Annotated in this window: 16 protein-coding genes; 2 read left to right on the plus strand and 14 right to left on the minus strand. The window is 60.2% G+C overall.

Going from position 1 to position 11,256, the window contains the following annotated elements; genetic code table 11:
• Positions 1-52: 52 nt before the first annotated feature.
• From FGL94_RS16450 to FGL94_RS16490, 10 genes are all read right to left on the minus strand, one after another.
• A complete protein-coding gene (locus tag FGL94_RS16450) occupies positions 53-1,213 on the minus strand; it encodes a hypothetical protein (RefSeq protein ID WP_144800160.1) in 1,161 nt (386 codons plus the stop codon).
• A 197-nt stretch (positions 1,214-1,410) separates the two neighbouring features.
• A complete protein-coding gene (locus FGL94_RS16455) occupies positions 1,411-1,800 on the minus strand; it encodes a hypothetical protein (protein ID WP_144800161.1) in 390 nt (129 codons plus the stop codon).
• 81 nt (positions 1,801-1,881) lie between these two features.
• On the minus strand, positions 1,882-2,412 hold the full coding sequence (locus FGL94_RS16460; protein ID WP_144800162.1) for a hypothetical protein: 531 nt from the start codon (positions 2,410-2,412) through the stop codon (positions 1,882-1,884).
• The gene (locus FGL94_RS18450) at positions 2,409-2,564 is read right to left on the minus strand and encodes a hypothetical protein (protein ID WP_186311048.1); all 156 of its coding nucleotides are present in this window, start codon (positions 2,562-2,564) and stop codon (positions 2,409-2,411) included. The genes FGL94_RS16460 and FGL94_RS18450 overlap by 4 nt, the downstream gene beginning before the upstream one ends.
• A complete protein-coding gene (locus FGL94_RS16465; protein ID WP_144800189.1) occupies positions 2,564-3,250 on the minus strand; it encodes a DUF6166 domain-containing protein in 687 nt (228 codons plus the stop codon). The genes FGL94_RS18450 and FGL94_RS16465 overlap by 1 nt, the downstream gene beginning before the upstream one ends.
• Positions 3,251-3,407: 157 nt before the next feature.
• Positions 3,408-3,707 (minus strand): hypothetical protein, encoded by a 300-nt coding sequence (locus FGL94_RS16470; protein ID WP_144800163.1) that lies wholly within the window; start codon positions 3,705-3,707, stop codon positions 3,408-3,410.
• Between the two features lie 53 nt (positions 3,708-3,760).
• Positions 3,761-3,982: a hypothetical protein gene (locus FGL94_RS16475; protein WP_092635714.1), complete on the minus strand. Its 222-nt coding sequence runs from the start codon at positions 3,980-3,982 to the stop codon at positions 3,761-3,763.
• 49 nt (positions 3,983-4,031) lie between these two features.
• Entirely contained in the window at positions 4,032-4,310 is a 279-nt protein-coding gene (locus FGL94_RS16480) for a DUF7389 domain-containing protein (protein WP_092635712.1), read from the minus strand.
• 23 nt (positions 4,311-4,333) lie between these two features.
• Positions 4,334-4,735, minus strand: a complete 402-nt coding sequence (locus tag FGL94_RS16485; protein ID WP_092635710.1) for a DUF6166 domain-containing protein — start codon at positions 4,733-4,735, stop codon at positions 4,334-4,336.
• Between the two features lie 79 nt (positions 4,736-4,814).
• Positions 4,815-5,210 carry a DUF7567 family protein gene (locus FGL94_RS16490; RefSeq protein WP_092635708.1) on the minus strand — a complete coding sequence of 132 codons (396 nt, stop codon included), beginning with the start codon at positions 5,208-5,210 and terminating at the stop codon, positions 4,815-4,817.
• 131 nt (positions 5,211-5,341) lie between these two features.
• Here FGL94_RS16490 and FGL94_RS18855 point away from each other — a divergent pair, with 131 nt between their 5' ends.
• Together FGL94_RS18855 and FGL94_RS16495 are read left to right on the plus strand one after the other, a co-directional pair.
• The gene (locus FGL94_RS18855; RefSeq protein ID WP_255409719.1) at positions 5,342-5,464 is read left to right on the plus strand and encodes a hypothetical protein; all 123 of its coding nucleotides are present in this window, start codon (positions 5,342-5,344) and stop codon (positions 5,462-5,464) included.
• Positions 5,465-5,505: 41 nt separating this feature from the next.
• Complete coding sequence (locus FGL94_RS16495; protein WP_144800164.1) at positions 5,506-5,931, plus strand: hypothetical protein; 426 nt, start codon at positions 5,506-5,508, stop codon at positions 5,929-5,931.
• Positions 5,932-5,955: 24 nt separating this feature from the next.
• On the opposite strand, the gene FGL94_RS16500 is transcribed toward FGL94_RS16495, so the two are convergent.
• The 4 genes from FGL94_RS16500 to FGL94_RS16515 form a co-directional block, all read right to left on the minus strand.
• On the minus strand, positions 5,956-6,321 hold the full coding sequence (locus FGL94_RS16500) for a DUF7568 family protein (protein ID WP_092635706.1): 366 nt from the start codon (positions 6,319-6,321) through the stop codon (positions 5,956-5,958).
• Between the two features lie 3 nt (positions 6,322-6,324).
• Positions 6,325-6,816 (minus strand): hypothetical protein, encoded by a 492-nt coding sequence (locus FGL94_RS16505; RefSeq protein WP_092635773.1) that lies wholly within the window; start codon positions 6,814-6,816, stop codon positions 6,325-6,327.
• Positions 6,817-7,176: 360 nt separating this feature from the next.
• Positions 7,177-9,993, minus strand: coding sequence for an aconitate hydratase (locus FGL94_RS16510; protein WP_092635704.1), 2,817 nt, complete (start codon positions 9,991-9,993; stop codon positions 7,177-7,179).
• Positions 9,994-10,167: 174 nt separating this feature from the next.
• The coding region (locus FGL94_RS16515; protein ID WP_144927651.1) for a heavy metal translocating P-type ATPase at positions 10,168-11,256 on the minus strand (1,089 nt) is incomplete at its 5' end.

An 11,256-nucleotide genomic window follows, 5' to 3' on the forward strand; every position in this document is an offset into this window, starting at 1 on the left:
TTCCAGCCGCTAGAACGGAAGCACGCCTGGCGAATCTTCTCTCCGATTGCTCTTAGCCCATTGCCTCTTGGAACCGCTCACGCAGCGCGTCCTCGCGTTCTTCGAACTGCTCGACTTTCTCCTGCAGGTCGTCGCTGACCCGTTCGATGCTCGCCAGCGCTCGTTCGCCGGCCAATGAGGCCTGTGACCCGTCGTCACCGTCTGCCTCTAGCTGCTGCTCGTAGGCCTGCTCGACGCGCTCGATCGTGCTTTCCGGGTTGAACAGGATGTCGTTGGCAATCCGAACGTACTGATCGAGGGACGCCCCCTCTTTCCCCTGGAAGAAGTGGGTGAGCGCGTACGTCGCGCCGGAATGCAGCGTCCACATATCGATCTCGAAGGGGGACGCCGCATTGGCTTCTGCATCGCCGGCGGCACGCTTGGCCAGGTAGTCCGGGAAGCCCAGCAGGGTGTAGAACTCCGTGACGGTGAACGGGAGCTCCGAGAAGTCGAGGTCGATATCCTGGGCGTCTCGGATGAACTCGAAGAGGTCGGCGGCGACGAGTTCGACCTGTGCGAGGAGTTCCTCCCACCAGGTGCGGAAGTTCCTCCCGTCGCCGACGTGCTTGATAACCTCCTTGTCGGTGAGCGAGCGCATCGTGTTCGAGCAGTAGCCATCCTGGGCGAACCCCTCCACGTAGACGGCGTGCTCGCCGAAGAAGTCGTAGCCCGACGTGACGCCCATCGTAATCGGGTCCGACCGACCGGGCAGGCGCACCTCAAGGCCGTCGAACATCACGTCCATGTGGACCTCGCCGCCGCCCCGGTAGCGTCGAATCTCGCCGAACATCACCTCGCCCAGCGGCGTCCCGTCGATGGTCTCCTCCCGGAGGACCTCCTCCAGCGGCCCGTAGATGTCGACCGGGTTGATGATCGCGTAACTGTCTGTGGGAACGTGGAACAACGGGTCCGTCTCCGCGTCCTCATCTCGGGCCTGCTCCCGAGCTTGACTCGGCTCGACGAGCGCATTGAACCGCTCCGTCTCGACCCACTCGTCGGTGTACGGATTTTGGTACGCCACGGTCGTCTCGACGGCCTGCGGAAGATCGCGGACCGCCTCGGCGAATGTCACGGGGTCTGCATCCCCGTGACGCTCTCGGTACCACTCGGGCAGTTCGGTGTCGGTACGTCCATCGACGCCAGCGAAGATGGTTCTGGACTCTGGATCTTTCATCTCAGTCACCTCACTTCAGGAATCCTCGTCGACGGACGCCTGCATCGTCTCGCGCCCTGCGCCCCTCTCCCGGGCGCAACAACAACACCACGTTAACCAACACTGACCTCGATCGCCGGAACTAGTTGGTTAATCAGGTTTTGCTGATGGACGAGAAGTACCTTTCAAAAGGCGGTAGGATGGCCTTCTGACCGCGACTATTCCCGTTCTTCGAGGACGATCCGCCTTGCTTCAGCTACAAGCCCGTGGGCATCAACCATCGCTTCCGCATCAAGTGCGACTGCGGCTCCAATCCCGTCTTCGAGAACGAAATTCATCTCGATAACGTTCTCGAAGCACTGAACCAGGCACGTGAGCTGTCCGTGGTCTTCTGAGAAGGTGTTTTCGTAGATTGGTGCCGTTAACGACTCCATTCGGGATTCGTCGATTGCAGATTCGAGCTCATCTGTCGTATATTGCTCAGCGACGTCATCCCTGAGATGGACGATTTCGTACGTGCCTTCCTCGTATTTCACGATACTCCGGAGATTCCCGTCAGTTCGTTGTTCGAAGAAGTTCTCGAGCCGAGTGGCCATCCTTGTCGCCATATTAGCAACTCGTGTCTCTTTCATCATAGGTGTAGGGCAAAGAAATAACATCGCCGTATCGATTATTGTCCCTTCTGTCCTTCAATCTCTCCGCCTACGGCGCACCTGCTCAGGATTCGGTACCCACGGATGGGCGTCCCAGCAGTGAAGGGCGTGCTCTCGTGGCGTGTCGAACAGCGCCTCACACGACCCACACTCGTAGGCGGTCTCGGGCCAGCGTTCCGTGACGAACATCGCTGTCACCGTCGACCTGACTGGATCTGGTGCAGCCGACCGCTGAACGTAATCATAGCCGATCACTGTCCGTCGACGAAGCGCCGACTGCGCCAGCCGTTCGGGCCGGTCTGCTGGGAGATACACCCACCGGACGAACGCCTTCTCTGAGTCCTTCGCCGAGGGTTGAAGGATGAACCACCGGTCATGATCGTCGCGGAAGAGATACCGTTCTGCTCCCTGATTTTGGAGATAGAGCGGATCGCCGCGTCCGGCAATCACCCGCAGACCGATGGACCGGGAGATGGGTGAGAGGAGTCGCTCTTCCAGCGTGAGCGAGCGGGACTCTCCGGCCGAATCCTCGATCTCGAAATCGTCAAGCGTCGCTTCGTCAGTCATGATTCGCTGGGATTCGTCTCGTCTGTGTCTTTCCCATCTGTTCGCTCGTGCCGGTCGTTGTATCGCTCGAGTTCTCGGCCGATGCACTCCAGCGCCGTGACGGCGCGTTCGATGAGTTGGTATGTGGCCCGCGAGAGTCGGATGTTTTCCATTAGGTCTCCTCCTCTGGCTCGACGAGGTCGTTACTCTCAGCGACGAGTGCCTGAACGGCTGAAGCAGGATCGTTCTCGACCGGAAGCGTTCGATGGTCAAGCGGGGTGGGATACGCCCGATCCCCCTGCGCACAAAGTATGATCAACCACTCTTCGCTCCCTTCGGCGAGGACGACGTAGTGGTCGATCTCCCGACGTTGGAAGACTGTCCGATCTGTCCGGCTCACCGCACTCCAGTTTGCCGGCAGTGACGATGACGGCGTCCCACCATCTGGCGTGAGTACTCGGTACTCTTCGAATTCGGCGAGTGCCGCCTCGATATCCTTCCCGGTGAGGTGCCAGCAGTCGGCCGGGCCATCACACACCAACTGACTGACTACGTCGTTGCGGAACTGGATGTAGTGTTGCTGGGCGACGGTTTCGTTGTCGGTGTAATCGAGGAGGAGCGCACAGGCGAGCTGTGCCGGTCCGCTCCCAACGTAGCCCCAGTCGAATCCCGCCGGGCTATGCCGCACGAGACCGAGACTTCGATTGGGGGAGAGGCGTTCGTGTGCGGTGAGGTTCAGGACAACTGGCGTTCCGTCGACACGCATCCCGACGTACTCGACGCGGTCTGTACTCGCCTGACATCGCTCATCCGTATCCTGTACGACTGCTCGTGGGTCGGTAGTCGAATTCATCTCCATCGGTTGCATGCGGGCGTTCGGATTCCCCGCGCCCCTGCTGGGGGTCGAAAAACCACCACCGGCTATTAGTCCCTCAGCGTCGCTTCAAAATTAGAATTCAGACTATTATAGTCCAGACTACAACAATTCATCAGACAATCAATCGATAGAGGCAAGTCTATTCTTCGAAGAGACAGCGAGCGGCTGCATCGTCGCCAGTGAGGGTCTGCTGATCCTCGTCCGTATCAGCGAAGAGTGTTGACTGATCTCCCTCGGATGTTTGCTCAACTTCGGGTCGATCGTCGACGCCGAACTCACTCGCCTCGGGGTGATCAAGACGCGAATCCCGGTCACGATGATCCACGTCAGCGCCGAAGTCCTCAAGCGAGGTCTCAACGCTTGTTTCGGTTACTTCGAGTTGGCCATCGTCACGGAATGCGGTCTGTCGTTGAATCTCGATCTCTGGTCGATCGCTCATCTGGATTGAGCCTCCACCCACCGAGGCTCCGACAGACACCTCCGGGCGTTGGGTCAATCGTCTTGTGCGCGGATTTCGCTGGCCCGCTGTTCAAGCCGGCGGAGGATTTGGACCCGTTGCTGATTCGCGTTCTCGTAGGCGACGCAGGCTCGCAGCGTCTCCATATCGTTGATCGTCACGATACCAGCGTTGATGAGTCGCGTATTCGATGGCTCGAGCCGTTGTTCTGGCGAAAGCTCGCCTTCGTCTGTTGTTTGACCGTCTGGATTGCTCACTGATAATCGCCTCCGCCACTGCTGAGGCGACAAAAAACTCCCCTCGCCGTTACCCGTCTTCTTCCTCGGGTTGGATCTGGCGAGCGTCCTCCGCGAGATCGTGGATGTATTCTCTGAGGGTTTCCATGTCCTCGCGAGCGTCTTCGAGGGTCTTGCCTTTCGCTTTCGCGATTACCTCGTCCTGATCTCTGGTACCGGTTCCACGCTTGAGCTTTACGGTGAGGGAGACGCCGACGTCACTTCGTTCGACGTACTCCGTTCGTGTCGTCTGTTCGCTCGATTCAGCCGATTCGCCATCCGTACGAGATGGTTGGGTATGTTCTGACATGGATTTCTTTCGGTGATTGGTATTTAGATGGACGGTGCGGCCGGCTCGCCGGGTGTTTCGTGAAGGACTGCGTCGATCTCGGGCCCGGTGAGTCGCCAGCGTCCAGCAGACCCAGCACAGTCCAGTTGGCTCACGACCTCGGTTTTGAATGCCTGGTAGTGGTCGAGGGCGAACGCCTCGTCTCCCGTGTAGTCGAGGAGGAGTGCGAGCGCGAGTTGTGCCGGACCACTACCACCATATCCCCATTCGAATCCCGAGGGACTGTGATTCACCAGCGCGAGACTCCGTTCTGGTGTGAGCCGTTCTTGGCCGGGACGTTTCTCAACGATAGCCTGCCCGCTCTGCCGATACCCGACGTAGACGATGTCGCAGCCGCTCGCTGGGCGTGTCTGTTCAATCGAGTGTGTGTCGCTAGGTCTACTCATCGGTCTGTTCGGGAGCTACTCGTTCGAGCACCCCCGCACCGCTCAGGGGGTGAAAAACAGTCACAGGGACTGCTTGCCCCTACGCGAGATGGGAGATATCGGCTGGTTCCTCCACGTCGTCGAATTCACCACGCTCGACCGGCTCCCAATCCTCCCCAGGTGCTGGACTCCACCAGTCGACTTTGTAGGCCCCCGGTGCGCCGAGGATTTTCACCCGTGCCGATCCATCGGGTAGGTCACGACGGAACTTCTCGTCGACGTGAAGGTTCCACGTCGAGTCGGTGTCGAAGCACGCGAGCACAGCCTCCTCGTAGCCACGGTCTTCTCTGGATTCCCGGAGGATGACCTGCGTGTTGCAGTTCTTGCAGAACACTCCCTCGAAGGGAATGTGACTGAATATCTCGTGCCCGCAGACCGGACACCAGAGGAACTCGAACAGTGCTTCGCTGTGGCGGTCGATGACTTCCAGACTCATCTGTGGATCTGGCCCGCTTGAGACGGGCCACCCATCCCGGCCCACAAATAAACGTCATTCGCCGTGAGGGATGTCGATTGGTGCTGTACTGCTGGCAAAGGTTTATCAGACCACACTGTGTATGGTTTTGTATGTCCGCTCCCACGGCCGGAGAAGCCGGAGACGAAGCCGATAATGAGTCTCCTGAAGCTGTTTCTCCTGAGGAGGCACTTGAGATGCTGCCTGACGAAGACGAGTTTGAGGCCGAATTCTAACACTCGCCTTTATTACTCCTGTTTGCTTGCTGTTCGTATAGATGGGCCGACGATACGTCGTGTTCTTTGAGCCAGCTCTGACGAATCTTGATGCGATGGGGAATCATATGGCGACACGGCTGGAAAACCAAATCACGGATTTTCTTGATGCTTGGCGCCCTGAGGCCGCTTTTGCAAAACCGCTGCAGAGTGATTTATGGCAGTTCAAATGGTCTCCTAGAAATGGTAGCGGTGCGAGAGCGTTTTCTGGGTACTTTGCCGGTGACGAACACAACATCGCGCTTGTGCTGGTAACGTTCAAAAAGAATAACGAGGACAAGTTCAATCTCCAACAGAAGGCATTCAATTCTCGTGCAAAGTCATTAAATAGAACACTTGATAGTAAGTCTCCTTCAGATATCGGCACTTGGCTGGAAGACCAGCGGAACAATTCCGATAGAAAAGTTCTCGACGAAACCGATATTTAGCACGGTAAAGGCGGGGATGTCCCCTCAGCGCTCGGCGCCGTACACGATCCTTGAGGGCGCTTCGTACCCACAGTTCCGACACTCGAACCAGCGCTGGACCTTCGCACCGTCAGCCGATTTATCACCGACGACCACGTCACCGTCCAGACACTCCCGACAACTCATCTCGGGAGCAGGTTGGTCGCGGAGAACGTTCCTGAACGCGTTCGCGTCTTTCGTCTCGTACCCCCGCGACCACACTGGGTAGCCGTCGACGAGGATTGCGCCACGCCACTTGTAGCGGTACGAGTCCGGGGCTCGGTGTAGGACAGCCCGAGCGCCGGTCTCGGTATTCCGGTATGCGAGTGTGGGTGTGCGGCTCTCGCGCTTCCAATTTGTGATCCGGGACATCTGTTAGAAGTGGACGTCGGCGGGCACGATCCAGAGCTCCTCGCTCTCCTCCAGCACTCGATCCAGGTGGTCACGGTGACGGATACCGTTCCCATATTCGTTGTACAGGAATATCGTTGGCCCGTCGTAGGCACCGACCTGGTGGAACGCGTGCCGAGCGAGATCTTCGTCGCGCATGATCTCCTCGTTGGAGAGCTCCTCGATGGCCTCTTTCACCCGGTCGAGATTACGCTCGAATTCCTCCTTCGTCGCCTCCCAGCCACGCTCGAGCAGGTCTTCGCCGTCATCGGAGTCGACGGGGGCTGCCGTCGGCAACTCCCCCCATCGTGCCTTCCCCGCAACGGACGTGTCCTCCTCGTCGAAGGTCACATAGTAGTCGAAGACGGCGCCGGCATGTGGGTCCGCGCCGACCAGGCGATCGAACACCGTCTTTCCGGTGACCAGCGCGTCGTCGTGCGTCGATGCCTCTACCAGTGCGTAAATCACCATATGCATCTCGAACACCTCGAAACGCCGACGCATCGGGAGTGATTGCTCGCTCGCTCCTGCTGCGCCGGCACCCATCGCCGGTGCAATAACAAACACGGCTCTCATGAGAACTCATAACTGATGATTGGCATCTGAGGCTGTGTGAATGGCTGAACGTAGTATGAGTGGCTTGAGCTATATTGGGTGTGTGATTGATTAGAACAGAAGGGAACTTTTACGGCTGAATGTGTTTGGAATGAAATGAGGATCGCAACCAAATCGGACTTCTCCTCAACACAGTACTGCTGTTTTCGATTCTAAGTAGTTCCAAATACAAAACCAGATACCTGAAAGCAGTCGATCCTACGCGATTTCACCCGGAACGCGTCACGAGTCGGTCAGAAGTTGCCGAAGCACGTAGTGCAGGATACCGCCGTGTTCAACATATCGCACACCGGCGGGCGTCCCGACCTGGGCCGTCACCGGGAACTCGACCGACGACCCGTCCGACCGCTCCGCAGTCACCGTCAACTCGGCCATCGGCTCCAGCCCGTCGTCCAACCCGTAGATAGCGAAGACTTCTGACCCGTCTAGTCCGAGCGCTTCACACGAGTCGCCGTCCTGGAACTGCAACGGCAGCACGCCCATCCCGACGAGATTGTCCCGGTAGATGCGCTCGTAGCTCTCGGCGATGGTTGCGCGAACGCCGAGGAGGTCGGTTCCCTTCGCCGCCCAGTCACGACTCGAGCCGGTTCCGAACTCCTCGCCCGCCATCACGACGAGGGGCGTCCCCTCCTCGTGGTAGCGCTGGCTGGCCTCGAACACGGTCGTCTGCTCGTCCGTCGGCTGGTGAATCGTGTAGCCGCCTTCGACGTCGTCGAGCATCTGGTTCTCGATGCGGACGTTGGCGAACGTCCCCCGCATCATCACCTCGTGGTTGCCCCGGCGGGCACCGTACGTGTTGAACTCGTGAGGCTCGACACCGTGGTCCATCAGCCACTGCCCGGCGGGGAGGTCCGAGCCGAACGGTCCTGCGGGGCTGATGTGGTCGGTCGTCACCGTATCACCCAGTGTCAACAGACACCGTGCATCCTCGACGTTGGAGACGCTAGGTTTCTCCAGTGGGAAGTCCTTGAAAAACGGCGGTTCCCGGATGTACGTCGAGTCCTCGTCCCACTCGTAGACCTCGCCAGTCGGCGCATCCAACGCCTCCCATCGTTCGTCGCCCTCGAACACGGAGGCGTACTTCTCCTCGAACATCGACGGGTCGACGAAGTCGTGGACGGCTTCGTGGATCTCGTCGCTGTCCGGCCAGAGGTCCGACAGATAGACCGGGTTGCCGTCCTCGTCGTACCCCAGCGGGTCGTGCTCCAGATCGATGTCCATCCGACCGGCCAGCCCGTATGCCACCACCAGCGGTGGGCTGGCGAGGTAGTTCGCCCGCACTTTTGGATGGATGCGTGCCTCGAAGTTCCGATTCCCGGAGAGTACGCTCGTCGTCCAGAGGTCGTGTTCGTCGATCGCGGTCTCAATCGGTTCGGGGAGTGGCCCTGCGTTTCCGATGCAGGTCGTACAGCCGTAGCCCACGACGTTGTAACCCAGGTCTTCGAGGTACGGCAAGAGTCCCGATGCTTCGAGGTACTGGGTGACGACGCGGCTGCCGGGTGCGAGGCTGGTCTTGACGTAGTCCGGGACGTCGAGGCCGCGCTCGACGGCGTTCTTCGCCAGGAGCCCGGCTGCCAGCATCACGGACGGATTTGACGTGTTCGTACAGCTGGTGATGGCGCTAACGACGACGCTCCCGTGCCCGATCTCGATTTCGTTGCCGTCGAGGTTCACTGTAGCGCGCTTCGTGAGGGGTCCCAGATTCTGTTTTTCAGTGTCGCCCGCTTGTTGAACGCCGCCGTCAGTTCGTTCGGCGTCGGTTGGTTCTCCGGTCAACTCGGCCTGGGTGTTGCCGCCCTCTCCGAGCCACCGGGCCAGCGCCTCCTCATCGATTTCATCGAGGGCTTCTTCGAACTCGCCGTGGAGTAACTCCCGGAAGTGGCCCCGCATGTCACCCATCTCGACGCGGGACTGGGGCTTCTTGGGGCCGGCGAGGCTTGGAGTGACTGTCGAGAGGTCCAGTTCGACTGTCTCGGTGTATTCGGGATTCTGCTCGCCGAACAACCCCTGGGCGTCCAGGTAGTTCCGGACGAGTTCGATGTGTTTCTCGTCGCGGCCCGTCAGTTCGAGGTAGTCGAGGGTGGCCTCGTCGACGGGGAACATGCTGATGGTCGAGCCCTGCTCGGGGGCCATATTGGCGATGGTCGCCCGGTCAGGGACGGTCAGCGTCTCCACGGCGGGGCCGTAGAACTCGACGAATCGGTCGACGACGCCGACGTCCCGGAGCAGTTCGGTGACGTGCAGTACGAGGTCGGTCGCTGTCGCACCCTCGGGGAGTTCACCCGTAAGTTTGACGCCGACGACTTCGGGGAGGTTCATCGTGATGGGCTGGCCGAGCATCGCGGCTTCGGCCTCGATGCCACCGACGCCCCAGCCGACGACGCCGATGCCGCCGATCATCGGCGTGTGACTGTCCGTGCCGACGAGCGTGTCCGGAAGCAGCCAGTTCTCGCCGTTCTGCTCGCGTTCGTGGACGACCTGCCCGAGATACTCTAGGTTCACCTGGTGAACAATTCCCGTTCCAGGTGGGACGACGCTGAAGTCGTCGAAGGCGTTTTGCGCCCACTTCAGTGCCCGGTACCGTTCGCTGTTGCGCTCGTACTCCAGTTCGACGTTCTTCTCGTAGGCGTCCTCGCTACCGAAGTAGTCCACTTGGACGCTGTGGTCGATCACGAGGTCGATGGGCACCTCGGGTTCGACGAGAGTTGGGTCGCGGTCCTTGCGGTCGACGGCCGACCGGAGCGCCGCGAGGTCTACGACGGCAGGGACGCCTGTGAGGTCCTGGAGGATGACCCGGGACGGCTGGAACGGAATGTCGGCGTCGGAAACGTCCGGTTGCCAGCCAGCGAGGTCACGGATGTCGTCCTCGGTAATGTCCTCCCCATCGGCGTTTCGGAGGACGGATTCGAGCATGACACGGATGCTAACCGGGAGTTTATCAAGTTCACAGAGGCCTTCCTCTTCGAGGACGGTGAGGTCGGCCATCTTGTAGGTCGTTCCATCGGCTTCGAACTCGCGGATCGCATTGAAGGGGTTCATTATTGTGGAATACTTCAAACGGAGTAACGGTTATTCTTGTCCCCGTTCTCGGGAGACGGGATTCGAGCAGTTGGACCTGCCCGAAGGGGTTCAGAGAGCTCGTTGCTCTCGCGTTCGACGAGTGGTACAGTTCTGCATAAGGTGGCACTGCCTTCCTCGCTAGTGTTCATGGGTTCAGGCACCCGTTTCTTGGCCAGTCTTACTGTCCATGCGTTCAGGCGCGATTCGTGACAACCGCATCGCGTTCCCGGTGACGCCGAGGCTCATCCCCATGTCGCCGACGATGACCGCGACCGCGACGCTCACCAGTCCCAGCGGGACGCCGAGTGCAAGCAGGGCCTTCACGCCGAGGCTCGACCAGATGTTCTGGCGGATCACGCCGTTCGCCGTGTGCGACAGCCCGTAGAGATACGGCAGCTTGCTGATGTCGTCGCCCATCAGCGCGATGTCGGCGGTCTCGATTGCGGTGTCCGTTCCGGCCGCGCCCATCGCGATGCCGACCTCAGCGGTCGCCAGCGCGGGCGCGTCGTTGATGCCGTCGCCGACCATCGCCACGTCGCCGTACTCCGCCTGTAACGCCTCCACGGCATCGACCTTCTCGTCGGGCAATAGTTCTGCGCGATACTCGTCGACGCCGACCTGTTCGGCGATCGCACGGGCCGTCCCCTCGTTGTCGCCGGTCAGCATCACGACGTGCGCGACGCCGAGTTCGTGCAGCCGTGCGACCGCCCGTTCGGCGGCCGGCCGCACCTCGTCGGCAATGGCGATAATGCCGATCAATTCGGTATCCGTGCCGACGAGGACGACCGTCTTCCCCTCATTCTCGAACCGCGAGATCGCGCCGTCCTCGAGGTCGGCACAGTCCTCGCGTTCGCACTGCTCGTGGGCCACTTCGGCGACTGCGCCGCCGTCGGCACGGAGGTGGGCGTGCGACAGGTCGAAACCCAACTCCTCGAAGAGGGCGGGCTTGCCTGCATAGTACGTCTCGCCGTCGATGTCTGCGCTGATCCCCTTTCCGGTGATGCTCTCGAATTTCTCGATACTCGGCACGTCATCGCCGGCATCCTTTTCGGCGCGTTCGAGTATCGCCTCGGCGATTGGGTGTTCGCTTCGCTGCTCGAGTGCAGCCGCGTGCTGGAGTACCGTCTCGTCGTTCGTACCGCCAAGCGCTACGACGTCCGTGACCGCGAGTTCGCCCTTGGTGAGGGTACCAGTCTTGTCGAGGGCGATGGCGTCCACCTCGCCCATCGCTTCGAGGTGGTT

Source organism: Halorubrum salsamenti, assembly GCF_007671685.1.
Classification (GTDB): Archaea; Halobacteriota; Halobacteria; order Halobacteriales; family Haloferacaceae; genus Halorubrum; species Halorubrum salsamenti.